The organism is Lelliottia sp. WB101 (genome assembly GCF_003051885.1).
GTDB classification, from domain to species: Bacteria; Pseudomonadota; Gammaproteobacteria; order Enterobacterales; family Enterobacteriaceae; genus Enterobacter; species Enterobacter nimipressuralis.
On the sequence record NZ_CP028520.1, the window covers coordinates 2,260,171 to 2,282,572 of the forward strand.

The 22,402-nt window shown below is 56.0% G+C and carries 24 protein-coding genes; 16 read left to right on the plus strand and 8 right to left on the minus strand.

What is annotated here, in order from left to right; all coding sequences use genetic code 11:
• Positions 1–14: 14 nt before the first annotated feature.
• Positions 15–1,193 (minus strand): NO-inducible flavohemoprotein, encoded by a 1,179-nt coding sequence (gene hmpA, locus DAI21_RS10910; RefSeq protein WP_107703105.1) that lies wholly within the window; start codon positions 1,191–1,193, stop codon positions 15–17.
• A gap of 304 nt (positions 1,194–1,497) precedes the next feature.
• Between hmpA and glyA the strand changes: the two genes are divergently transcribed.
• Entirely contained in the window at positions 1,498–2,751 is a 1,254-nt protein-coding gene (gene glyA, locus DAI21_RS10915) for a serine hydroxymethyltransferase (protein ID WP_100779297.1), read from the plus strand.
• A gap of 48 nt (positions 2,752–2,799) precedes the next feature.
• On the opposite strand, the gene DAI21_RS10920 is transcribed toward glyA, so the two are convergent.
• Positions 2,800–3,222 carry a DoxX family protein gene (locus DAI21_RS10920; RefSeq protein ID WP_107703106.1) on the minus strand — a complete coding sequence of 141 codons (423 nt, stop codon included), beginning with the start codon at positions 3,220–3,222 and terminating at the stop codon, positions 2,800–2,802.
• Positions 3,223–3,446: 224 nt separating this feature from the next.
• Here DAI21_RS10920 and DAI21_RS23230 point away from each other — a divergent pair, with 224 nt between their 5' ends.
• The gene (locus DAI21_RS23230; RefSeq protein ID WP_370447045.1) at positions 3,447–3,650 is read left to right on the plus strand and encodes a hypothetical protein; all 204 of its coding nucleotides are present in this window, start codon (positions 3,447–3,449) and stop codon (positions 3,648–3,650) included.
• A 72-nt stretch (positions 3,651–3,722) separates the two neighbouring features.
• The gene (locus tag DAI21_RS10930; protein ID WP_107703107.1) at positions 3,723–4,871 is read left to right on the plus strand and encodes a 3-phenylpropionate MFS transporter; all 1,149 of its coding nucleotides are present in this window, start codon (positions 3,723–3,725) and stop codon (positions 4,869–4,871) included.
• Here the strand turns inward: DAI21_RS10930 and csiE are convergent.
• Complete coding sequence (csiE, locus tag DAI21_RS10935; RefSeq protein WP_107703108.1) at positions 4,866–6,143, minus strand: stationary phase inducible protein CsiE; 1,278 nt, start codon at positions 6,141–6,143, stop codon at positions 4,866–4,868. The genes DAI21_RS10930 and csiE overlap by 6 nt on opposite strands.
• 125 nt (positions 6,144–6,268) lie before the next feature.
• Here csiE and DAI21_RS10940 point away from each other — a divergent pair, with 125 nt between their 5' ends.
• Together DAI21_RS10940 and DAI21_RS10945 are read left to right on the plus strand one after the other, a co-directional pair.
• The gene (locus DAI21_RS10940; RefSeq protein ID WP_107703109.1) at positions 6,269–6,907 is read left to right on the plus strand and encodes a DUF1007 family protein; all 639 of its coding nucleotides are present in this window, start codon (positions 6,269–6,271) and stop codon (positions 6,905–6,907) included.
• A complete protein-coding gene (locus tag DAI21_RS10945) occupies positions 6,898–7,878 on the plus strand; it encodes a nickel/cobalt transporter (protein ID WP_107703110.1) in 981 nt (326 codons plus the stop codon). The genes DAI21_RS10940 and DAI21_RS10945 overlap by 10 nt, the downstream gene beginning before the upstream one ends.
• 82 nt (positions 7,879–7,960) lie before the next feature.
• Here the strand turns inward: DAI21_RS10945 and suhB are convergent, their stop codons facing one another.
• Positions 7,961–8,767 carry an inositol-1-monophosphatase gene (gene suhB, locus DAI21_RS10950; RefSeq protein WP_100779303.1) on the minus strand — a complete coding sequence of 269 codons (807 nt, stop codon included), beginning with the start codon at positions 8,765–8,767 and terminating at the stop codon, positions 7,961–7,963.
• A gap of 137 nt (positions 8,768–8,904) precedes the next feature.
• On the opposite strand from suhB, the gene trmJ reads away from it, so the two are divergent.
• From trmJ to sseB, 11 genes are all read left to right on the plus strand, one after another.
• Complete coding sequence (gene trmJ / locus DAI21_RS10955) at positions 8,905–9,642, plus strand: tRNA (cytosine(32)/uridine(32)-2'-O)-methyltransferase TrmJ (protein ID WP_107703111.1); 738 nt, start codon at positions 8,905–8,907, stop codon at positions 9,640–9,642.
• Positions 9,643–9,877: 235 nt separating this feature from the next.
• Positions 9,878–10,369 (plus strand): Fe-S cluster assembly transcriptional regulator IscR, encoded by a 492-nt coding sequence (gene iscR, locus DAI21_RS10960; RefSeq protein WP_100779305.1) that lies wholly within the window; start codon positions 9,878–9,880, stop codon positions 10,367–10,369.
• A gap of 119 nt (positions 10,370–10,488) precedes the next feature.
• Positions 10,489–11,703 carry an IscS subfamily cysteine desulfurase gene (locus DAI21_RS10965; protein WP_100779306.1) on the plus strand — a complete coding sequence of 405 codons (1,215 nt, stop codon included), beginning with the start codon at positions 10,489–10,491 and terminating at the stop codon, positions 11,701–11,703.
• Positions 11,704–11,725: 22 nt separating this feature from the next.
• Positions 11,726–12,112, plus strand: a complete 387-nt coding sequence (gene iscU / locus DAI21_RS10970; protein WP_005120408.1) for a Fe-S cluster assembly scaffold IscU — start codon at positions 11,726–11,728, stop codon at positions 12,110–12,112.
• Positions 12,113–12,131: 19 nt separating this feature from the next.
• Positions 12,132–12,455, plus strand: a complete 324-nt coding sequence (gene iscA, locus DAI21_RS10975; protein WP_100779307.1) for an iron-sulfur cluster assembly protein IscA — start codon at positions 12,132–12,134, stop codon at positions 12,453–12,455.
• 76 nt (positions 12,456–12,531) lie between these two features.
• Positions 12,532–13,047: a co-chaperone HscB gene (gene hscB / locus DAI21_RS10980; RefSeq protein WP_102104982.1), complete on the plus strand. Its 516-nt coding sequence runs from the start codon at positions 12,532–12,534 to the stop codon at positions 13,045–13,047.
• Positions 13,048–13,062: 15 nt separating this feature from the next.
• Positions 13,063–14,913 (plus strand): Fe-S protein assembly chaperone HscA, encoded by a 1,851-nt coding sequence (hscA, locus tag DAI21_RS10985; protein WP_100779309.1) that lies wholly within the window; start codon positions 13,063–13,065, stop codon positions 14,911–14,913.
• Between the two features lies 1 nt (position 14,914).
• Positions 14,915–15,250 (plus strand): ISC system 2Fe-2S type ferredoxin, encoded by a 336-nt coding sequence (gene fdx / locus DAI21_RS10990; RefSeq protein ID WP_100779310.1) that lies wholly within the window; start codon positions 14,915–14,917, stop codon positions 15,248–15,250.
• 10 nt (positions 15,251–15,260) lie between these two features.
• Positions 15,261–15,464, plus strand: coding sequence for a Fe-S cluster assembly protein IscX (iscX, locus tag DAI21_RS10995; protein WP_100779311.1), 204 nt, complete (start codon positions 15,261–15,263; stop codon positions 15,462–15,464).
• 68 nt (positions 15,465–15,532) lie between these two features.
• Positions 15,533–16,819: an aminopeptidase PepB gene (gene pepB / locus DAI21_RS11000; protein ID WP_100779312.1), complete on the plus strand. Its 1,287-nt coding sequence runs from the start codon at positions 15,533–15,535 to the stop codon at positions 16,817–16,819.
• 93 nt (positions 16,820–16,912) lie between these two features.
• Positions 16,913–17,689 (plus strand): enhanced serine sensitivity protein SseB, encoded by a 777-nt coding sequence (gene sseB / locus DAI21_RS11005; protein ID WP_100779313.1) that lies wholly within the window; start codon positions 16,913–16,915, stop codon positions 17,687–17,689.
• 18 nt (positions 17,690–17,707) lie between these two features.
• Here sseB and DAI21_RS11010 read toward each other — a convergent pair whose 3' ends face one another.
• The 4 genes from DAI21_RS11010 to DAI21_RS11025 form a co-directional block, all read right to left on the minus strand.
• Positions 17,708–18,478, minus strand: a complete 771-nt coding sequence (locus DAI21_RS11010) for a MurR/RpiR family transcriptional regulator (protein WP_107703112.1) — start codon at positions 18,476–18,478, stop codon at positions 17,708–17,710.
• Entirely contained in the window at positions 18,478–19,323 is an 846-nt protein-coding gene (sseA, locus tag DAI21_RS11015) for a 3-mercaptopyruvate sulfurtransferase (RefSeq protein WP_107703113.1), read from the minus strand. Before sseA ends, DAI21_RS11010 begins: the two co-directional genes overlap by 1 nt.
• A gap of 88 nt (positions 19,324–19,411) precedes the next feature.
• On the minus strand, positions 19,412–20,779 hold the full coding sequence (locus DAI21_RS11020; protein ID WP_107703114.1) for a 6-phospho-alpha-glucosidase: 1,368 nt from the start codon (positions 20,777–20,779) through the stop codon (positions 19,412–19,414).
• 11 nt (positions 20,780–20,790) lie between these two features.
• Positions 20,791–22,335 carry a PTS transporter subunit EIIC gene (locus DAI21_RS11025; RefSeq protein WP_107703115.1) on the minus strand — a complete coding sequence of 515 codons (1,545 nt, stop codon included), beginning with the start codon at positions 22,333–22,335 and terminating at the stop codon, positions 20,791–20,793.
• Between the last annotated feature and the right edge of the window lie 67 nt (positions 22,336–22,402).

The window sequence follows — 22,402 nt, forward strand, 5'->3', positions numbered from 1 at the left end:
AGGGGCTTTTTGCGTTACAGCACTTTGTGTGGACCAAAGCATTCGTAATGGATCTGCTCTGCTTTAACGCCCAATTCAACCAGCTGCTTCGCGGCAAACTGCATAAAGCCGACCGGACCGCAAAGATAAAACTGCATGGCCGGATCGCTGAACGCCCCTTCCTGAGTCCGTAAATCCATCAGCCCTGCGCTATCAAACACGTCATCGCTTTCCGGTTTGTTATACCAGATGTGAGAGGTGAAGCGCGGCAGCGTGGCACCCAGCGTTTTAACGTCTTGCGCAAAGGCATGCACCTGGCCGTTTTCCGCCGCGTGGAACCAGTTCACCTGCGCACTGTGGTTTGCCGCTGCGAGGGTATCGAGCATCGCCAGCATCGGCGTTTGACCGACACCCGCAGAGATCAGCGTGACAGGCGTGTTCGCTTCTACCGCCATAAAGAAATCACCCGCTGGTGCCGCCAGATGCACCACGTCGCCGACGCTGGCGTGATTGTGCAACCAGTGAGAAACCTGACCGCCGTCTTCACGTTTCACCGCAATACGATAGCCTTTTCCATTCGCTTTACGGGTCAGAGAGTACTGACGAATTTCCTGATGCGGGAACCCTTCGGGTTTTAGCCATACGCCGAGATACTGACCCGGCTGATAATCTGCAACCGGAAGCCCATCGACGGGTTCAAATTCAAAGCTGGTGATCAGGGCACTGCGCGGGGTTTTATCGGCGATACGAAACGCGCGCGTACCTTCCCAGCCGCCGTTTTTCGTCGCGTGTTCGCTGTAGATTTGCGCTTCACGATTGATAAACACATTCGCCAGCACGCCATAGGCTTTGCCCCAGGCGTCCAGCACTTCCTGGCCTGGGCTGAACATCTCGTCGAGCGTCGCCAGCAGATGGCTGCCGACGATATCGTACTGCTCAGGTTTAATCTGGAAACTGGTGTGCTTCTGGGCAATTTTCTCAACCGCAGGCAGCAGCGCGGCCAGATTTTCAATATTGCTGGCATACGCGGCGATGGCGTTAAACAGCGCCTCGCGCTGATCGCCGTTGCGCTGGTTGCTCATATTGAAAATCTCTTTCAGCTCCGGGTTGTGAGCGAACATACGATCGTAAAAATGTGCGGTCAGTTTCGGTCCGGTTTCGACCAGCAGGGGAATAGTGGCTTTAACGGTAGCGATGGTTTGAGCGTCTAACATAGCAACTTCCTTCGATTGTTACTCTAATGATGCATTTCAAATGCATCTTATAAAAAATAGCCCTGCTTTGTAAATGGTTCTTTGCATGATGAAATAGTTGCATCACAAACCTGAAAAGAAATCCATTGAAAATCGCGAGGTCTTTATTCCTCAAACCCTTGCGTGGCGGGTAGGTAAACGTTTGCGTAAAATCCTTTGTCAAGACCTGTTATCGCAACACTATTCGGTTATACTGTTGCCCGTCGTCTATCAGGACAGCCTTTTCAGGCCAAAATTTTATTGTTAGCTGAGTCAGGAGATGCGGATGTTAAAGCGTGAAATGAACATTGCCGATTATGATGCCGAACTGTGGCAGGCTATGGAGCAGGAAAAAGTACGTCAGGAAGAGCACATCGAACTGATCGCCTCCGAGAACTACACCAGCCCGCGCGTAATGCAGGCGCAGGGTTCTCAGCTGACCAACAAATATGCAGAAGGTTACCCGGGCAAACGCTACTACGGCGGTTGCGAATACGTTGATATCGTTGAACAACTGGCGATTGACCGTGCTAAAGAGCTGTTTGGCGCTGACTACGCGAACGTACAGCCGCACTCTGGTTCTCAGGCGAACTTCGCGGTTTACACCGCGCTGCTGCAGCCGGGCGATACCGTTCTCGGTATGAACCTGGCGCAAGGTGGCCACCTGACTCACGGTTCCCCGGTTAACTTCTCCGGTAAACTGTACAACATCATCCCTTATGGTATTGATGAGTCCGGTAAAATTGACTACGAAGACATGGCGAAGCAGGCGCAGACTCATAAACCGAAGATGATCATCGGCGGTTTCTCTGCTTACTCCGGCGTGGTTGACTGGGCAAAAATGCGTGAAATCGCAGACAGCATCGGCGCATACCTGTTCGTTGATATGGCGCACGTCGCCGGTCTGATTGCAGCAGGTGTTTACCCGAACCCGGTTCCACATGCACACGTTGTCACCACCACGACCCACAAAACCCTGGCAGGTCCGCGCGGCGGCCTGATCCTGGCGAAAGGTGGTGACGAAGATCTGTACAAAAAACTGAACTCTGCCGTCTTCCCAAGCGCTCAGGGCGGCCCGCTGATGCACGTTATCGCAGCAAAAGCCGTTGCCCTGAAAGAAGCGATGGAGCCAGAGTTCAAAGTTTACCAGCAACAAGTGGCGAAAAACGCGAAAGCGATGGTGGAAGTGTTCCTGAACCGCGGTTACAAAGTGGTTTCTGGCGGCACTGAGAACCACCTGTTCTTGCTGGATCTGGTTGATAAAAACCTGACCGGTAAAGAAGCCGACGCCGCGCTGGGCCGTGCAAACATCACCGTTAACAAAAACAGCGTACCAAACGATCCGAAGAGCCCGTTTGTGACCTCCGGTATCCGTATCGGTTCTCCGGCTGTTACTCGCCGCGGTTTCAAAGAAGCGGAAGTGAAAGAGCTGGCTGGCTGGATGTGTGATGTTCTCGACAACATCAACGATGAAGCTGTGATCGAACGTGTTAAAGGTAAAGTGCTGGATATCTGCGCACGTTTCCCTGTCTACGCGTAATTCTGCTCGCAGAAATAATAAAGGCCGCGTAAGCGGCCTTTATGTTATCTAGCGACGGTCGATGGATATCGCCCCCGGCCCGGTCACGGCCAGCAACAAAAACGCGCCGGCAATGCTGATATTCTTGTAGAAGTTAATCATGTTAGGCATAACCGCATCACCGCTCATATCCCAGTAGTGGTGACCAATCACCGCTGTACCAAGCGTATAGAGGACAAAGAGCAGCGCCAGCGGCCGGGTGAAGAACCCGAGCACAATCAGAATCGCGGCGGGCACTTCCATAATCACCGCAATAATGGCCGCCAGCATCGGCATCGGTGCGCCGAGCGACGTCATATATTGCACCGTTCCATCAAAACCGGTCATTTTCGGAATACCAAAAATAATAAACAACACAACAATCGCGATACGTGCAATCAGCAGTACCAGCGGGCGGGACTGTCCGAAATCGAAATAGCGTAGAGTGTTCATGGCAGGCTCGTTATTGGATGGGGCTTATCATAAAGCTAATACACAACCGGTAACTCCGCCATAAGACCAAATTATCAGCCGCTTAACCCTTCGCAAGTCTGCTCCAGGTCCCCGTGCATTTCGCCCCGTTCCCGCTTTGGGCGGCCTGAATGCAATCTCGATACTCCGTCGGCGTAAGCGTTTCAGGAGCGAATAAACAGCCGCTGTCTGTCAGAGGTAATGTGATGGCTATCACAATATCATCGCAAACTCCGTGGCTGATGCTGTTTCGAATGTCGGGTGAACCACGCTTATGCCTCGAACCTCAGCGCCATCCGGTGAATGCCCGTCATCAGGCCGGACAACCAGGTTTAGCAGCGTTAGCCCTGGATGAGCGCACCCGTTTAGCCACAGAAATTGCCGCCGAATCAACGGCAAATTCCTGTTAATCAGCTGTTAATAGCCGCTTGCGTCGGCCCCTTTTTAGCGCCAGACTAGCGCCTCCAAAACGGGAGGGATTCATGGGTTTGCATTCCACGCGCTGGCTGGCGCTCAGCTATTTTACCTACTTTTTTAGCTACGGTATTTTTCTGCCTTTCTGGAGCGTCTGGCTCAAAGGTATCGGCCTGACGCCGGAAACCATCGGCATTCTGCTGGGTGCAGGCCTGGTGGCGCGATTCCTGGGCAGCCTGCTGATTGCGCCACGCGTCAGCGATCCCTCTCTGTTGATTAAGGCCATGCGCATCCTCGCGCTACTGACGCTGGTGTTCCTCGCGGGCTTCTGGGTGAATCAGCAGTTTGCGTGGCTGATGGTGGTGATGGTCGGCTTTAACCTCTTCTTCTCGCCGCTGGTACCGCTGACGGACGCACTGGCGAACACCTGGCAAAAACAGGTGACGATGGACTACGGACGCGTGCGCCTGTGGGGGTCCATCGCCTTTGTGATTGGCTCGGCGCTGGTGGGCAAACTGGTCAGTCTTTACGACTATCGGGCCATTCTGGCGCTGTTAAGCGTCGGTATTGCCTCAATGCTGCTGGGGATGTTGCTGCAGCCGTCGGTGAAACCGCAGGGCGAAAGCCGTCACCAGGAGAGCACCGGCTGGGCCGCCTGGCGTTCACTGATTAAACAGAGCTGGCGTTTTCTGGCCTGCGTCTGTCTGTTGCAGGGCGCTCACGCGGCCTACTACGGTTTTAGCGCCATTTACTGGCAGGGGGCGGGGTATTCCGCGTCGGCGGTGGGTTATCTCTGGTCGCTGGGCGTGGTGGCGGAAGTCATTATCTTTGCTCTCAGCAAGAAGCTGTTCCGCCGTTTTGGTGCGCGCGATCTGCTGCTGCTCTCCGCCGTCTGTGGCGTGTTGCGCTGGGGCATTATGGGCTGGACCACCGATCTCCCCTGGCTGATTGTGGCTCAGATCCTGCACTGCGGTACCTTTACCGTGTGCCATCTGGCGGCGATGCGCTACATCGCTGCGCGTCAGGGCAGCGAAGTGATTCGTATCCAGGCGGTCTATTCGGCGGTGGCGATGGGCGGCAGTATCGCCGTGATGACGGTGTTTGCGGGCTTCCTCTATCAGCACCTCGGCCACGGCGTATTCTGGGTGATGGCGCTCGTGGCGCTGCCGGCTATGGTGGTTCGTCCCAAAGTGGCAGCGCGCAGCGAAGCGTTATGATTCCAGCATGGCGCGAATATGTTCCTGCTGCTGCGCATTCAACGTCTCAACGGCATGAATGAGCGGCGGCGAGAACAGCGGCAGGGCGGTAGGGTACGGAGTAATAATCAGCGCCGCTTCGCGCGGTGCGCCGTCCTTCTGAAACGTCTGGAGCGACACATAGCGGATATTCAGCGGCAGCAGCGTCAGCTCGCGCAGCTGCTCTTCAATCATCACTTCGCAGGCTTTATCATCGCCCGTTAACAGCACCACCTGTTTTTCATGCAGGTCGGTCTCCTGCATCAGCCAGGCGCCGAAAATCACCGCCACCAGGCTCATCTCCTCATCGGAAAACCGCAGGCCAAATTCTGCCTCCACTTCAAACAGCACATCCCGGGTAGTACGCATCAGGCGCGGATAGAGGCGACCGATCTCTTCGGGCAGACTGTTGTCGATACCAACGCCAAACAGCGAGCGGTCCAGCGCCTGGGAAAGATGGATGTACAGCTGATCCGTCAGCCCCTGTTCGTCGCTAAAACGCATTCCTGTTTGCCCGCGAAAGCGCCCAATCATTCGAGAGATGGCGTGGCGCAGGCGTTGATCCAGCTGATGCGCATCGCGCAGCGGATCGGGCGTGCGCAGCATCATAAACAGCAGCGACAGAAACAGCGGCTCATCGGCATGGGGGCTTTGCCGCACGCGGCGCTGCCAGTGGCGGACGATCTCCTGTGCTGCCAGATATTCACCGCGCGAATGCGCCCAGTGGCGCTGAACAGCGGAGAACTGCGGCGTCTGCCCCAGATGATGCTGGATCAGGCAATACTGCAGATAGAGCTGCAAAAACTGTACGTCGCGGCACTCGAAGTGGCGCTGCAGGCGGCGCGAACAGAAGTTGATCAGCGCGCGCAAATTGGTATCGTCATACAGCGTACGCGCAATGCCGAGTTGTTTAAGCTCGGTTTTGAGCGCCGGGGTAAACTGTTGTGTAATAAAATGCGGACACAGCCGCAATGCCCGTCGCAACCAGTGCAGCAGGCATAAACGTTGATCGAGCGTCGTACCTTCAATTCGGTAGCTGCCGTCATGATGCGTCACGATGTTCAGCCGGTGATAGCGCTGGATCTCATCGCGTGTCTCGGCTATATCTTGCCGTGCAATGTCGTCGTCCACCCCATTGATATCAACAATACTTTGCGGGGTCACGGCAATACCTGGCAGGTAAAGCATCAAAAGCACCTGGCAGCGGCGCTGCGAACTGGAAAGCACAGATGGGTTTTCGAGGGTCGTCATCATCTGTCGAGTATCCAGTAGGAGTATTCGATAAGAATAGCTAAAGGATGTGCGCAGGAAAGCGCACCCGTGGGTCTTTCCGTCAGGAATGCGGGAGAACATCACAGAATTTTTGACGTGAGGAATCGATGCAAATAGTTAAACACAGCGCCACGGCGCTATTTTTGGCGGTTTTATCTTCTGCCGCCGTCGCGCATCCTCACAGTTTTATCAGCCTGCAGACGGAGATTGTCGCAGACGATACGCACCTGAGCGGGCTGAAAATGCGCTGGACGATGGATGAAATTACATCAGCCGATCTACTCTATGACGCGGGCGATGCGAAACCGGGCGATGAGATCTGGAAAAAACTGGCGGCGGAAGTGATGGCCAACGTACTCGGTCAGCACTACTTCACCGAGTTCTGGCACAACGGCCAGAAAGTGAAATTTCTTAATCGCCCCACGACCTACGGCATGGAGCGCGACGGACACCAGGCGGTGTTAACCTTTATTCTGCCGCTGGCCGAACCTCAGCCGTTGGCAGGGCAGAAGTATACGTTTTCAACATTTGACCCGAGCTACTACGTCGACATGAGTTATGCCGAAGACAAAGACGCAACGCTGCCCGCGGTGCTGCAAAAGCGCTGCACGATTGCGGTTCATACGCCAAAACCCAGCGAAGAGACGATGAATTTTGCGCTCTCTCTCGATAAAGCGGATGCGCCGCCGGAAGACATGGATCTGGGTAAACAGTTTGCGCAGCAGGTGATCGTGCAATGTCAGTGATCTCCACTTCACTCAGCAAAAAACGCCGCTGGCTGCACCTGTGGCCGCTGGCACTGTTTCTGATCTTAGCGGCCATCGGGGCGTTATGGCTCTGGCAGGCGTGGCCGCAGGTGATGATGAAAAGCATCCTCTGGCAGCGCGACGTGAATCAGCAAATGAGCGGGCTGCTCAAGGCCGTGGCGGAAAACCCGACCAAAGCGGGCGGCTCGCTGCTGATCTTCAGCTTTTTGTACGGTGTGCTGCATGCGCTGGGGCCAGGGCACGGCAAGATCGTCATCACCACCTGGCTTGCGACTCACCCTTCAAAGCTCAAATCCAGTATCGGTTTAACGCTTGCCTCTTCGTTGTTGCAGGGGCTGGTGGCGATTGCGCTGGTGGTTGTGGTGCTGACGGTGCTGCAACTGCCTGCCCGACAGCTGCACATGAGCAGCTTCTGGCTGGAGAAGGGCAGTTATGCACTGGTGGGCGTGCTGGGGGTGCTGCTCTGCTGGCGGGCGATCAAAAAACTGCGGGCATTACTTCGAAAACCAACGTTTAAAGCCTTCACGGCGCATCATGTTCACGACGCACACTGTGGCTGCGGGCATCAACACCTGCCGACGCAGGAGCAGCTACAGAGCACAGATGACTGGCGCGCGCGGCTGATGATTATTCTGTCGATGGGAATGCGGCCCTGTTCCGGGGCGATCATGGTGCTGCTGTTCAGTAAGGTGATTGGAGTATTTAGCTGGGGCGTAGTATCCGCTCTGGCGATGGCGGCGGGAACGTCACTGACGATTACCTCGCTGGCATTGTTGGTCCACAGTTTTCGTCAGCTGGCGGTCAAACTGAGCGGCAACACAACGCCGGTACTGTGGCGGCAGATTGGCTGGACGACGCTGGCGTTAGCGGGCGGGGTGATTTTACTGGTGGCGGCGGTGACGATGTGGATCAGTGCGGTGCCGGTAGGGCGGGGGTTACGGCCGTTCTAAAACGAACGATGGCACTGCACTTATCCGGCCTACAGGATCGTAGGCCCGGGAAGTACAGTGCCACCGGGCACAACAGACGGAATTAACGCTTCAGCGCTTCACTCAGTTCGTCACGCATGTTTGCCAGCATAGCTTTCACCACACGCGGGTTACCGGCCACGATGTTACCGCTCAGCATGTAGTTGTGACCGCCGGTGAAATCGCATACCAGTGCGCCTGCTTCACGGGCAATCAGCTCGCCTGCAGCAAAATCCCACGGCTTCAGCGCGATTTCGAAATAACCATCAACGCGGCCAGCGGCAACGTAGGCCAGATCCAGCGCAGCAGAACCGGTGCGACGGAAATCCGCGCATTCGGTGTAGAGCTTGCCGAGGATTTTCATGTAGGTCTGAGCGTGCTGTTTCGCCTTGAACGGGAAACCGGTCGCCAGAATCGTGCCATCCAGATCGCGAGAGTTGCTGCCGCGCAGACGGTAGCCGTTCAGCTGTGCGCCCTGACCACGGGTAGCCGTGAACAGTTCGTTACGCATTGGATCGTAAACAACGGCCACTTCAGTACGGCCTTTGATGCGTACAGCGATAGAAACAGAAAAATGAGGAAGGCGTTTAACGAAGTTGGTGGTGCCATCCAGTGGATCGATTACCCATTGAACATCCTGATCTTCGCCTGCGTGTTCACCGCTTTCTTCGGTGATGATGGTGTGCTGCGGGTAAGATTTGCGAATGGTTTCGATAATAATCGCTTCTGCGGCTTTATCGACGTTAGTCACAAAGTCATTGCTGCCTTTCTGGCTGGTTTCTACAGAATCTGGAGTTTCGTAGTGTTTGGCAATTACATTACCCGCCTTGCGCGCTGCGCGCACGGCGATGGTCAACATAGGATGTTGCATCGGTTACTCTCACTGGATGTTAAAGAACAGGGGAAACGAAAACGGCCCAGAGTATAGCAGCGAGTTCGGATCATGTCTCTCGTTTATGATAATATGGCCGAATATTCTTCAGACACTGGCTTCAGACAAAACTAATTATGCTGCAAAACATCCGAATCGTACTGGTCGAAACATCGCACACCGGCAATATGGGCTCTGTCGCCCGCGCAATGAAAACCATGGGTTTAACCAATCTGTGGCTGGTCAATCCGCTGGTTAAACCAGACTCGCAGGCCATTGCACTGGCAGCAGGGGCGAGCGACGTGATCGGCAATGCTCAGATCGTCGATACCCTTGATGAAGCGCTGGCGGGCTGTAGCCTGGTCGTCGGCACCAGCGCACGTTCACGTACGCTGCCGTGGCCGATGCTCGATCCGCGCGAATGCGGCCTGAAAAGCGTTGCTGAAGCGCAGCAGGCGCCGATCGCTCTGGTGTTTGGTCGTGAACGCGTTGGCCTGACCAACGACGAGCTGCAGAAGTGTCATTACCACGTGGCGATTGCCGCGAACCCGGAATACAGCTCCCTGAACCTGGCGATGGCGGTGCAGGTTATTGCCTACGAAGTGCGTATGGCGTGGCTGGCGACCCAGGAAAAAGGCGTCACCCCGGAGCAGGAAGAAGACGCTGCGTATCCGCTGGTGGACGATTTAGAGCGTTTCTACGAACACCTTGAGCAAACGCTGCTGACGACGGGCTTTATTCGCGCGTCGCATCCAGGCCAGGTGATGAACAAGCTGCGCCGTCTGTTTACCCGCGCCCGCCCGGAAACGCAGGAGCTGAACATTCTGCGCGGGATGCTGGCGTCGATTATTGAGCAGAAGAATAAGCAACCGTAACGCCTGATTGCCCGGCTGCGCTTCGCTTGAGTGGGCCGACGTTCTGGTCAGTCGGGTGAGCAAAGCGCCACCCGACAAGGCTTAGAGCGCACATAAGGCTAAATACTTGACTAAAACAGTCAAGTAAATAGTTGACCAATTTAGTCGGGAATGTCAGACTTGGCCCTGCTATGCAATACCCCCCATTTTACAATAAAAAACCCCGGGCAGGGGCGAGTTTGAGGTTAAGTAAGACATGAGACTGACATCTAAAGGGCGTTATGCTGTGACCGCGATGCTGGACGTTGCGCTCAACTCTGAATCGGGCCCGGTTCCGTTGGCTGATATTTCTGAACGTCAGGGTATTTCCCTCTCTTATCTGGAACAGCTGTTCTCCAGATTGCGTAAAAATGGACTGGTTTCCAGCGTTCGCGGCCCAGGCGGCGGATATCTGCTGGGTAAAGACGCGGGCAGTATTGCAGTTGGCGAAGTCATTAGTGCTGTTGATGAGTCTGTTGATGCGACCCGTTGCCAGGGCAAAGGCGGCTGTCAGGGCGGCGATAAATGCCTGACCCATGCGCTGTGGCGCGATCTGAGCGACCGTCTGACCGGCTTCCTGAATAACATCACCCTCGGTGAACTGGTTAATAACCAGGAAGTTATGGAAGTGTCTGGCCGCCAGCATAATCACGAAAACCAACGCAGCACCCGCGCGCAAGACGCAATCGACGTTAAACTGCGCGCGTAAAAAAACGATAAGATTTTTCGAATCAGGCCGGGGCACCCGTTGCCCCGTGTACTCGGCCGTACATCCAGCCGGTTAGCCTGATTCCTTGCATTGAAGCGATGTACGGAGTTTATAGAGCAATGAAATTACCGATCTATCTCGATTACTCCGCAACCACGCCGGTGGACCCGCGTGTTGCCGAGAAAATGATGCAGTGTCTGACCCTGGACGGAAACTTTGGTAACCCAGCTTCCCGTTCTCACCGTTTTGGCTGGCATGCTGAAGAGGCGGTTGATATCGCCCGTAATCAGATTGCTGAGCTGGTTGGCGCCGACCCGCGTGAAATTGTTTTCACCTCCGGTGCAACCGAATCCGACAACCTGGCGATCAAAGGCGCTGCCAACTTCTATCAGAAAAAAGGCAAGCACATTATCACCAGCAAAACCGAACACAAAGCCGTGCTGGACACCTGTCGCCAGCTTGAGCGTGAAGGTTTTGACGTCACCTATCTCGCCCCTCAGAGCAACGGTATTATCGACCTGAAAGAGCTCGAAGCGGCCATGCGTGACGACACCATTCTGGTGTCCATCATGCACGTTAACAACGAAATCGGCGTGGTTCAGGATATCGCGACTATCGGCGAACTCTGCCGTGCGCGCGGCATCATCTATCACGTTGACGCGACCCAGAGCGTGGGCAAACTGCCTATCGATCTGAGCCAGCTGAAAGTGGACCTGATGTCCTTCTCCGGCCACAAAATTTATGGCCCGAAAGGTATCGGCGCGCTGTACGTTCGTCGTAAACCACGTATCCGCATCGAAGCACAGATGCACGGCGGCGGTCATGAGCGCGGCATGCGTTCAGGAACTCTGCCTGTTCACCAGATCGTGGGCATGGGCGAAGCCTACCGTATCGCGAAAGAAGAGATGGAAAGCGAGATGGCGCGCCTGCGCACGCTGCGTAACCGTCTGTGGGACGGCGTGAAAGATATGGAAGAAGTCTATCTGAACGGCGATCTCGAGCAGGGCGCTCCGAACATTCTCAACGTCAGCTTCAACTATGTTGAAGGCGAATCGCTGATTATGGCGCTGAAAGACCTCGCGGTCTCTTCCGGTTCTGCCTGTACTTCTGCAAGCCTCGAGCCATCCTACGTGCTGCGTGCACTGGGCATGACCGACGAGCTGGCACACAGTTCTATCCGTTTCTCTTTAGGTCGCTTCACTACCGAAGAAGAGATTGACTACACCATCAAGCTGGTTCGTAACTCCATTGGCCGTCTGCGTGACCTTTCTCCACTGTGGGAAATGTTCAAACAGGGCGTGGATCTGAACAGCATTGAATGGTCACATCACTAATCGGTACGAAGGAGAATTCAACATGGCTTACAGCGAAAAAGTTATTGATCATTACGAGAACCCACGCAACGTTGGCTCTTTCGACAACAGCGACGAAAGCGTTGGTAGCGGCATGGTTGGCGCGCCAGCGTGTGGCGACGTGATGAAGTTGCAGATTAAAGTCAACAATGAAGGTATCATTGAAGACGCGCGTTTCAAGACTTACGGTTGCGGTTCTGCTATCGCTTCCAGCTCCCTGGTCACTGAGTGGGTGAAGGGCAAGTCTCTGGACGAAGCACAGGCAATTAAAAATACCGATATTGCTGACGAACTCGAACTGCCACCGGTGAAAATTCACTGCTCTATTCTGGCAGAAGACGCGATCAAAGCCGCTATTGCGGATTACAAAAGCAAACGTGAAGCGAAATAAGAAGAGTTGAGGTTTTGTTATGTCGATTACCCTTAGCGACAGCGCTGCCGCGCGAGTAAGCGCCTTCCTGGCGAACCGTGGTAAAGGCTTTGGCCTGCGACTGGGCGTACGTACCTCCGGTTGTTCCGGGATGGCTTATGTACTGGAATTTGTTGACGCACCGGCGACTGATGACACCGTGTTTGAAGACAAAGGCGTGAAGGTAGTAGTCGATGGCAAGAGCCTGCAATTCCTCAACGGCACTCAGCTGGACTTCGTCAAAGAAGGCCTGAACGAAGGGTTTAAATTCACTAACCCGAACGTAAAAGACGAGTGCGGTTGCGGCGAAAGCTTCCACGTTTAACTGCGCGTTAACCGAAACCCCACCGTGGCCTGGCTACGTGTGGGGTTTGTTCTAACTGGCTAACCCTGAGATTGTTATGGATTACTTCACCCTCTTCGGGTTGCCCGCCCAGTACCCGATCGATATCCAGGCCCTGACGGTTCGTTTTCAGGATCTGCAACGTCAATTCCATCCTGATAAATTTGCCAGCGGGTCCCAGGCGGAGCAACTGGCTGCCGTTTCGCAGTCAGCCACCATTAATCAGGCGTGGCAAACGCTGCGCAGTCCCTTAGCGCGTGCGGAATATCTGCTCTCGCTGCACGGTTTTGATCTGGCAAGTGAACAACACACGGTACGCGACACCGCTTTCCTGATGGAACAGCTGGAGCTTCGCGAAGAGCTGGATGAGATCGAACAGGCGAAAGACGAAGTGCGTCTTGAAAGCTTCATCAAACGGGTGAAAGCGATGTTCGATACCCGCCATCAGCAGATGGTTGAACAACTGAATAACGAGACGTGGGACGTGGCGGCAGATACTGTACGCAAGCTGCGTTTTCTCGATAAACTGCGAAGCAGTGCTGAACAACTCGAAGAAAAGCTGCTCGATTTCTGATTTTGGAAGCTTAACATGGCCTTATTACAAATTAGTGAGCCTGGTCTGAGCGCCGCACCGCACCAGCGTCGTCTGGCGGTGGGCATTGATTTAGGCACCACCAATTCCCTCGTAGCGACCGTACGCAGCGGCCAGGCGGAAACGCTGGCAGACGCCGAAGGGCGTCATCTGCTGCCCTCTGTCGTTTACTACCAGCAGCAGGGCCATTCGGTGGGATATGACGCGCGCGCCAATGCCGCGAAAGATCCGGCCAATACCATCAGCTCGGTAAAACGGATGATGGGCCGCTCGCTGGCCGATATTCAAACGCGTTACCCGCATCTGCCTTATCAGCTGCAGGCCAGTGTTAACGGCCTGCCGATGATTGCCACCGACGCTGGGTTGCTCAACCCGGTTCGCGTCTCTGCCGATATTCTCAAAGCGCTCGCGGCACGCGCGACCGAGACGCTCGAAGGCGAACTGGATGGCGTTGTTATCACCGTTCCAGCCTATTTTGACGACGCACAGCGTCAGGGCACGAAAGACGCTGCGCGTCTGGCGGGCCTGCATGTGCTGCGCTTGCTCAACGAACCAACCGCTGCGGCGATTGCTTACGGTCTCGATTCCGGCCAGGAAGGGGTGATTGCCGTTTACGATCTCGGCGGCGGCACCTTTGATATCTCCATTCTTCGCCTCAGCCGTGGCGTGTTTGAAGTGCTGGCGACCGGCGGCGATTCAGCCCTCGGCGGCGATGACTTCGACCACCTGCTGGCGGATTACATTCGCGAGCAGGCGGGTATTCCCGATCGCAGCGACGTGCGCGTTCAGCGCGAACTGCTGGATGCCGCTATCGACGCCAAAATTGCGCTTAGCGACGCACAGTCTGTCACCGTTGACGTGGCGGGCTGGCGCGGCGAAATCACCCGCGAGCAGTTCAACGAACTGATTGCTGCGCTTGTAAAACGCACGTTGCTGGCCTGTCGTCGTGCGCTGAAAGACGCCAACGTCGACGCGAGCGAAGTGCTGGAAGTGGTGATGGTCGGCGGTTCAACGCGCGTACCGCTGGTACGTGAACGCGTGGGCGAATTCTTTGGCCGCACGCCGCTCACCTCCATCGACCCGGATAAAGTGGTGGCGATTGGGGCCGCAATTCAGGCAGATATTCTGGTCGGTAACAAGCCGGACAGCGAAATGCTGCTGCTCGATGTGATTCCGCTCTCTCTGGGGCTGGAAACCATGGGCGGCCTGGTCGAGAAAGTGATCCCCCGTAACACCACCATTCCCGTGGCGCGCGCGCAGGAGTTCACCACTTTCAAAGATGGCCAGACTGCGATGTCTATCCACGTGATGCAGGGCGAGCGCGAGCTGGTCCAGGATTGCCGTTCGCTGGCGCGCTTCGCGCTGCGCGGTATTCCTGCGCTGCCAGCAGGCGGGGCGCATATCCGCGTCACCTTCCAGGTGGATGCCGATGGTCTGCTCAGCGTCACGGCGATGGAAAAATCGACCGGCGTGGAGTCATCCATCCAGGTGAAACCGTCTTACGGTCTGACCGACGGCGAAATCGCCTCCATGATTCAGGATTCAATGAGCTATGCCGAACAGGATGTTAAGGCACGTATGCTGGCGGAACAGAAAGTGGAAGCCGCGCGCGTGCTGGAAAGTCTGGAAGGCGCACTCACTGCCGATGCCGCGCTGTTAAGTGCCGCAGAGCGCCAGGCCATTGACGACGCCGTTGCGCAGCTACGCGCAGTGGCGGTTGGCGATGACGCTGACGCAATAGAACAAGCGATTAAAAACGTTGATAAACAAACCCAGGATTTCGCCGCTCGCCGCATGGATCAGTCTGTCCGTGTCGCGCTGAAAGGCCAGTCCGTGGACGAGGTTTAATATGCCAAAGATTGTTTTTCTGCCTCATGCGGACCTCTGTCCGGATGGCGCAGTTCTGGAAGCTGAGACCGGCGAAACCATCCTCGACGTTGCCCTGCGCAACGGTATCGAAGTGGAACACGCCTGTGAAAAATCCTGTGCCTGCACCACCTGCCACTGCATCGTGCGTGAAGGTTTTGACTCCCTCGCGGAAAGCACCGAAGACGAAGACGACATGCTGGATAAAGCATGGGGTCTGGAGCCAGACAGCCGTTTAAGCTGCCAGGCGCGCGTCACCGATGAAGACCTGGTGGTCGAAATCCCGCGTTACACTATCAACCATGCGCGTGAGCATTAACAGGGGTAGTATGGGACTGAAGTGGACCGACAGCCGCGAAATCGGCGAGGCGCTGTACGACGCCAACCCGGATCTGGATCCGAAGACCGTACGATTCACCGATATGCATCAGTGGATCTGCGATCTGGAAGATTTTGACGATGATCCCAGCGCATCCAATGAAAAAATTCTGGAGGCGATTCTGTTAGTCTGGTTAGATGAAGCAGACGTTTAACAGAAAGAAAGATCATACGGGCTGCCTTCTGGCGGCCCGTTTGCTCGTTGCGAATAAGGAAAAATAAAATGACCGAAGCGATGAAAATTACGCTCTCTACACAGCCTGCTGACGCACGCTGGGGCGACAAAGCCACCTACAGCATTAACAATGACGGCATCACCCTGCACCTGAACGATTCCGACGATTTGGGTCTGATCCAGCGCGCCGCGCGTAAAATTGACGGCCTGGGCATCAAGCACGTCACTCTGGCCGGAGAAGGCTGGGACACGGATCGCAGCTGGGCATTCTGGGCGGGTTACAAAGGCCCGAAAGGCACCCGTAAAGTCGAGTGGGCAAACCTCGACGAATCCGCGCAGAAAGAGCTGGAAAACCGTCTGACCATCATCGACTGGGTGCGCGACACCATTAACGCTCCGGCGGAAGAGCTGGGCCCTGAACAGCTGGCGCAGCGCGCAGTCGATCTGCTGTGCAAAGTCGCGGGCGATAAAATGTCTTATCGCATCACCAAAGGTGAAGATCTGCGCGAGCAAAACTACATGGGAATTCACACTGTAGGGCGCGGCTCTGAGCGACCACCGGTGCTGCTGGCTCTCGATTTCAACCCGACCGGCGACAAAGAAGCGCCGGTTTACGCGTGTCTGGTCGGCAAAGGCATTACCTTTGATACCGGCGGTTACAGCCTGAAGCAGAGCGCGTTTATGGACTCGATGAAGTCCGACATGGGGGGCGCGGCAACCATTACCGGCGCACTTGCATTCGCTATCACCCGCGGTCTGAACAAGCGCGTAAAACTGTACCTGTGCTGTGCAGACAACATGGTGAGCGGCAATGCGTTCAAGCTGGGCGATATCATTCGCTACCGTAACGGTAAAAATGTCGAAGTGATGAACACCGACGCCGAAGGCCGTCTGGTGCTGGCGGATGGTCTGATTGACGCCTCTGCGCAGAAACCTGAGCTGATCATCGATATGGCGACCCTGACAGGTGCGGCGAAAACCGCTCTGGGTAACGACTATCACGCGCTGTTCAGCTTCGACGACAAACTGGCCGCACGCCTGCTGGCGAGCGCCGCCGCTGAGAACGAACCTTTCTGGCGTCTGCCGCTGGCGGAATTCCACCGCAGCCAGTTGCCGTCTAACTTTGCCGAGCTGAACAACACCGCAAGCGCAGCGTATCCGGCTGGCGCAAGCACCGCCGCAGGCTTCCTGTCCCACTTCGTTGAGAACTATCACGAAGGCTGGCTGCACATCGACTGCTCCGCCACCTACCGCAAAGCGGGCGTGGAACAGTGGTCTGCGGGCGCTACCGGTCTGGGTGTACGTACGATTGCGAATTTGTTGACTGCTGAGTAGTCCTCCTGCCGGGTAGCGTAGCCGCTGCCCGGCCTACAAACCCCGTAGGCCCGTGCAAGCGCTGCGCCGCCGGGCGATTAACGTAACGAAACTATGTCCGAAACCAAAAACGAATTAGAAACCCTGCTGGAGCAGGCGGCCACTGAGCCAGCCCACCGTCCGGCATTTTTCCGCACCCTGCTGGAGTCCACCGTCTGGGTTCCGGGAACGGCGGCTGAAGGCGAGCAGGTTGTGGAAGACAGCGCGCTGGATCTGCTGCACTGGGAAAAGGACGACGGCACGTCTGTTATCCCGTTTTTCACCTCGCTGGAAGCCCTGCAGCAAGCGGTGGAAGACGAACAGGCGTTTGTCGTCATGCCCGTGCGCACGCTGTTTGAAATGACTCTCGGTGAAACGCTCTTCCTCAATGCAAAACTGCCGACCGGGAAAGAGTTTACTCCGCGTGAAATCAGCCATCTGATTGGCGAAGAGGGCAACCCGCTTAGCACGCAGGAAGTGCTGGAGGGTGGCGAAACGCTGCTGTTGTCTGAAGTGGCTGAGCCTCCGGCGCAGATGATCGACTCTCTGACCACTCTGTTCAAAACCATCAAGCCGGTGAAACGCGCGTTTCTGTGCTCTATCAAAGAGAGCGCAGAAGAACAGCCCGTGCTACTGATTGGGATTGAAGCCGATGGTGACATCGACGAGATCATTCAGGCGGCGGGAAGCGTTGCGACCGACACGCTGCCGGGCGATGAGCCGATTGATATCTGCCAGGTCGTGAAAGGTGAGAAGGGCATTAGCCACTTTATTACCGAGCACATCACGCCGTTCTATGAACGTCGCTGGGGCGGATTCCTGCGCGATCTGAAAACCACCCGCATTATTTAATATTCTCGGGGTGAGCACTCACCCCGTTGCTTCCAGCAGTAACAAATCCATCAGCAAAACCAGATTCGATTCAAATGACGTCACGCCTGCGGCCTCGGCGGCATAATGCACGGCTTCGTCATACAATGCGAAATGCAAATCCGCTATCCCGGCAAGCGTATTCGCTGACGCGCGGGTAAAGGCAATCACCGTCATGCCGACGTTTTTGGCGATCCGCGCTTTATCCAGCACCTGCTCTGTTTCACCGCTGCGCGATACCGCGATAAACACCTGGTAACGCGCGGCGTTGCTCAGAAAAATATTCCGGCTGTCGCCCGGCCCGGAGATAAAGGCCGTTTTGCCCAGCACCTGCAGTTTTTTCGTCAGGTACTCCGCGAACAAATAGGAAAACCCGGCACCGTAGAGAAAGAAACTCTCTTTCTCGCGCAGCAGCGTGGCAAACTGACGGCGCTTCTCTTCCGTGACCCACTGAAACGTCTGCTGATAGTTGGCGATAAACTGGCTGAACAGGGCGGGCAGGTGAGGCAAATCCTGCGCCTGCGCCGCAATGTGCGGTGTGTCGGTCAGCAGCTGTTTGCAGTGCCAGATAAACTCGCTAAAACCGCTAAACCCCAGCTTCTGGCACAGGCGCATAATGGTGGCCGTCGAGACAAAGGTCGCCTGCGCCAGCTCGCGTACCGTGATATTGCCCACCAGCAGCGGATGCTCCGTGAGGTGGGCCAGGACGCGATATTCCGCGCGGGTCAGGGATTCCCCGCGCGTGAGCAGTGTTGCCAGTCGGTTATCCATTACTGAGCAGGTTCAATCGGCAGATCGTCCCGGGCGCCCCATTCGCTCCACGCACCGTCGTACAGCGTCACGTCGGTCACGCCGAGCGTTGCCAGCGCCAGAATCACCACGCAGGCGGTCACGCCGGAGCCACAGCTGGCAACCACAGGCTTATGCAAATCCACCCCCTGGCGGGCAAAAATCTCGCTCAGTTCATCGGTGGTTTTCAGCTCGCCTTCAAACACCAGATCGCCCCACGGCACGTTGAGTGCGCCGGGAATGTGTCCGCGTTTCAGGCCTGGACGGGGTTCATCAGCCTGGGCTGCAAAGCGTGGCGCCGGTCGGGCATCGACAATTTGCGCCGTTTTCTCGTGGCTCACCAGCAGAACGTCGGTGAGACGTTTCACGGCGTTTGGGTCCAGCGTCGCGTCAAAGTCGCCTTCTGGTAGAGAGACGTCCCCTTGCTGAAGCGGCAGTTCATTGCGCTGCCAGCCTGCCAGGCCACCGGCCAGAATAGACACATTCTCTACGCCGAAGGTTTTCAGCATCCACCATGCGCGCGGAGCGGAGAACAGATTGCCCTCATCGTAAACCACCAGATGTTTATCGCCGCTCACGCCCAGCTCACGCATGGCCACGGCAAAAGCTTCCGGGCGCGGCATCATATGGGGCAGGGGAGAGGTGTGATCGGAGAGGGCTTCGATATCAAAAAAGACCGCGCCCGGAAGATGTCCGGCGCGGTATTCAGCGGGAACGTCGCGATGCTCCTGCCCTGGCGGGGCCATGCGCGCGTCGAGGATTTGCACTTCCGGATCGTCGCTATGTTCGAGAAGCCAGTCGGCTGCGACAAAATATGAGGTGGACATGGGTGCCTCCATTTTTTCCTTAAAAAAGGATTGTCGGTGTTTTATCTGACACCGACAAGCAAACCACGTTCAACTCGCGAGCAACCCCCTATTTTTTCACCGCTTCGCCGTCCTGCCAGGCTTTTTGCAGCGCGGGCCAGTAGTCGCGGTTGGCCTCGATCATCTCATCGAGAATGGCTTTTGCATGTTCCATCGTCGGCACGGTGCGGTTCAGGGTGAATGCCTGCAGCGCCTTTTCGTAGCTGCCTTCGATGGTCGCTTCCACCAGCAGTTGCTCAGAGGCGAGCTGTTGTTGCAGCAACGTCTGATGGAACAGTGGCACCTGGCCCACACGGATCGGCTCAGGCCCTTCGGAGGTGATATAGGCCGGGACTTCCACTACCGCGTCGTACGGCAGGTTGGTGATCGCCCCTCGGTTTTCGACCATCACCAGATGGCGCTGACGCAGGTTGAACGCCAGCGAACGGGCCACATCGACAATAAACTCGCCGTGCACGCCGACGTGGAAGGCATCGGACAAAATCCCGGTACGCTTATACTCTTCGGCGGCGGCAAACAGCTTTTTCTCGCGCCCGTTCATCACTTCGTTGGCACGGGTATAATCCGGGTTTTGATGCTCAACAATCTGATTTGGCATCAGGTAATACTGCAGATACGGGTTCGGCAGATATTCCGGGAAGTTATCCATGATCGGCTTGATGTTGCGCCAGGTTTTCACCCATGAGGGATCTGAGTGCTGCGGGTCGGTTTTGGCTGCATCTTCCGTCAGCAGACCATATTTTGCGATGTGGCGGCGCAGCTCAGGCAATCTGTCCACGCCATCGACCAGCACGCGAGTAAACCAACCGAAGTGGTTCAGGCCGAAATAGTCCACTTCCAGCTTGTGACGATCGACGCCCAGAATCGCGCCCATATTACGCATCGCTGCCACCGGCATATCGCAGATGTTCAGCACGCGCGCGTTAGGACGCAGGCGGCGTACGCCTTCAGCCACAATTGCCGCCGGGTTGGAGTAGTTCACGATCCACGCTTTCTCGTGTGCATAACGCTCTACCAGATCGATCAGTTCGACCATCGGCAGAATTGTGCGTAGCCCGTATGCCAGCCCGCCTGGGCCGCAGGTTTCCTGCCCGACGACGCCGTGGCGCAAGGGGATCTTCTCGTCCTGCTCGCGCATTTTATACTGACCGACGCGCATCTGGGCGAACACAAAATGGGCGCCGCTGAAGGCCACTTCCGGGTCGTGCGTCACGGTGAATTTAATGCTCTGGCTGTGGTCGCGAATTACTTTCTCGACCACAGGCGCGATGGTGTCCTGGCGCGCGGCGTCGATGTCGTAGAGGCGGATTTCCGCCAGCGGGAAATCCTGCAGCTGGACCATCAGGCTTTTCACAATGCCGGGTGTGTAGGTGCTGCCACCACCGGCAATGGAGAGAATAAAGGGAGGTTTAAACATGTTTGGCTCCTTCAGAGAAACGTCTCAACGGCTTCTCGCATTTTTTTGACGTGCAGCCCGTAGACCACCTGAACGTTGTTACCTTGTTTGATAATTCCTTTTGCACCCGTCGCCTTGAGCCGTGGCTCATCAATGATCTCGACATCTTTCACGGTGACGCGCAGTCGGGTGTAGCAGTTATCCACCACTTCAATATTTTCTCGCCCGCCGAGACCGACCACGATGGACTCGCCCAGCCCGTCGTTGCTGCCTTTCGCCTGATACTCCTGCTTGCTGTACAGACGAGTTTCTTGTTCGTCGTCCTCACGGCCCGGCGTTTTCATGTTGAAACGCAGGATCAGGAAGCGGAACACGATGAAATAGAGCGCGAACATAATCAGCCCGACGACGATATACATCGGCCAGTTGGACTTCTCCGTGCCCAGCGGCAGGTTGTAGAGAATGAAATCGATAATGCCGTTGGCGCCGATGGCATGAACGCCAAACAGATAGAACAGCATCATGCCAATCCCGGTCAGCACCGCGTGCACCACAAACAGCAGCGGGGCGACAAACAGGAAGGAGAATTCGAGCGGTTCGGTTACGCCGACCAGCAGAGAGGTCAGCGCTGCCGGGATCAGGATGGCTTTCGCCAGCGCTTTGCGCTCCGGTCGGGCAGTCATATACATCGCCAGCGCCGCGGCAGGCAGGCCAAACATTTTGCTTATTCCGCGTGCATCCCACACAACCGTGCTGCTGAGCTGTTTCACTTCCGGGCAGGCCATTTCGGCGAAGTAGATGTTCCGTGCGCCCTGATAGACGGTGCCGCACACCTCCTGCGTCCCGCCCAGTTCGGTGTACAGGAACGGCGTATAGACCAGGTGATGCAGGCCGGTTGGCACCAGAATGCGCTCAAGGAAACCGTAAATCGCCACGCCAAACGGACCAGAACCTTTAATGGCTAACGCCATGGCGCTAATGCCGTGCTGGGCAAATGGCCACAGTTCGCTCATCACCACGCCAAGCAGCATCGACACAGGCAGCATGATAATCGCCACGAAACAGTGCCCGGAGTAGATCGCCATAGCGCCGTTAAACTGTACGCCGGAGTATTTGTTGTACAGATATCCAGACAGGGCACCGGTCAGAATACCGGCGAAAACGCCCATCTCCAGAACCTGCACGCCTAATACCATGCTCTGTCCGGCGGCTTTCATCTGATCGGCGGGGGCGAGATGCCCTTGTAGCTGGAGCGTCACATTCATGGCGTTGATAAACACCACAAAAGTCACCAGACCGATAAGCGCCGCGTAACCTTTATCCCGCGTGGCGAGGCCAACAGGAATGCCTACTGCAAAGACCAGCGCCAGATTGACCAGCACCGAGACCGCCGATTTAGCAATCAGCTGGCCAATGTGTTGAATCAGAGGATGGCCGAGAAACGGCACATACTCGGCAAGATTACCGTTACCCAGCACGTTGCCGAAGGCGATAAACAGCCCGACAATCGGTAAGATAAGTACCGGTCCGTAAAGTGATTTTCCGAAATTTTGTAGGGCGTTCACGGCTCGTTTCATGGCTATCTCTCTTAGTGAACCGCGCACTCAGCGTGCGTCTAAGATGTAAATTAGCAGGTGATCTGTC

What these genes read in the sequence shown, in the direction of transcription:
- fdx (WP_100779310.1), top strand. Translation starts at nt 14,915, where the DNA reads ATGCCAAAGATTGTTTTTCTGCCTCATGCGGACCTCTGTCCGGATGGC.
- DAI21_RS11020 (WP_107703114.1), bottom strand. Translation starts at nt 20,779, where the DNA reads ATGTTTAAACCTCCCTTTATTCTCTCCATTGCCGGTGGTGGCAGCACC.
- DAI21_RS11010 (WP_107703112.1), bottom strand. Translation starts at nt 18,478, where the DNA reads ATGGATAACCGACTGGCAACACTGCTCACGCGCGGGGAATCCCTGACC.
- iscX (WP_100779311.1), top strand. Translation starts at nt 15,261, where the DNA reads ATGGGACTGAAGTGGACCGACAGCCGCGAAATCGGCGAGGCGCTGTAC.
- hmpA (WP_107703105.1), bottom strand. Translation starts at nt 1,193, where the DNA reads ATGTTAGACGCTCAAACCATCGCTACCGTTAAAGCCACTATTCCCCTG.
- hscA (WP_100779309.1), top strand. Translation starts at nt 13,063, where the DNA reads ATGGCCTTATTACAAATTAGTGAGCCTGGTCTGAGCGCCGCACCGCAC.
- DAI21_RS10920 (WP_107703106.1), bottom strand. Translation starts at nt 3,222, where the DNA reads ATGAACACTCTACGCTATTTCGATTTCGGACAGTCCCGCCCGCTGGTA.
- sseA (WP_107703113.1), bottom strand. Translation starts at nt 19,323, where the DNA reads ATGTCCACCTCATATTTTGTCGCAGCCGACTGGCTTCTCGAACATAGC.
- glyA (WP_100779297.1), top strand. Translation starts at nt 1,498, where the DNA reads ATGTTAAAGCGTGAAATGAACATTGCCGATTATGATGCCGAACTGTGG.
- iscR (WP_100779305.1), top strand. Translation starts at nt 9,878, where the DNA reads ATGAGACTGACATCTAAAGGGCGTTATGCTGTGACCGCGATGCTGGAC.
- trmJ (WP_107703111.1), top strand. Translation starts at nt 8,905, where the DNA reads ATGCTGCAAAACATCCGAATCGTACTGGTCGAAACATCGCACACCGGC.
- iscU (WP_005120408.1), top strand. Translation starts at nt 11,726, where the DNA reads ATGGCTTACAGCGAAAAAGTTATTGATCATTACGAGAACCCACGCAAC.
- DAI21_RS23230 (WP_370447045.1), top strand. Translation starts at nt 3,447, where the DNA reads ATGGCTATCACAATATCATCGCAAACTCCGTGGCTGATGCTGTTTCGA.
- DAI21_RS10940 (WP_107703109.1), top strand. Translation starts at nt 6,269, where the DNA reads ATGCAAATAGTTAAACACAGCGCCACGGCGCTATTTTTGGCGGTTTTA.
- iscA (WP_100779307.1), top strand. Translation starts at nt 12,132, where the DNA reads ATGTCGATTACCCTTAGCGACAGCGCTGCCGCGCGAGTAAGCGCCTTC.
- csiE (WP_107703108.1), bottom strand. Translation starts at nt 6,143, where the DNA reads ATGATGACGACCCTCGAAAACCCATCTGTGCTTTCCAGTTCGCAGCGC.
- pepB (WP_100779312.1), top strand. Translation starts at nt 15,533, where the DNA reads ATGACCGAAGCGATGAAAATTACGCTCTCTACACAGCCTGCTGACGCA.
- DAI21_RS10930 (WP_107703107.1), top strand. Translation starts at nt 3,723, where the DNA reads ATGGGTTTGCATTCCACGCGCTGGCTGGCGCTCAGCTATTTTACCTAC.
- sseB (WP_100779313.1), top strand. Translation starts at nt 16,913, where the DNA reads ATGTCCGAAACCAAAAACGAATTAGAAACCCTGCTGGAGCAGGCGGCC.
- hscB (WP_102104982.1), top strand. Translation starts at nt 12,532, where the DNA reads ATGGATTACTTCACCCTCTTCGGGTTGCCCGCCCAGTACCCGATCGAT.
- DAI21_RS11025 (WP_107703115.1), bottom strand. Translation starts at nt 22,335, where the DNA reads ATGAAACGAGCCGTGAACGCCCTACAAAATTTCGGAAAATCACTTTAC.
- DAI21_RS10965 (WP_100779306.1), top strand. Translation starts at nt 10,489, where the DNA reads ATGAAATTACCGATCTATCTCGATTACTCCGCAACCACGCCGGTGGAC.
- suhB (WP_100779303.1), bottom strand. Translation starts at nt 8,767, where the DNA reads ATGCAACATCCTATGTTGACCATCGCCGTGCGCGCAGCGCGCAAGGCG.
- DAI21_RS10945 (WP_107703110.1), top strand. Translation starts at nt 6,898, where the DNA reads ATGTCAGTGATCTCCACTTCACTCAGCAAAAAACGCCGCTGGCTGCAC.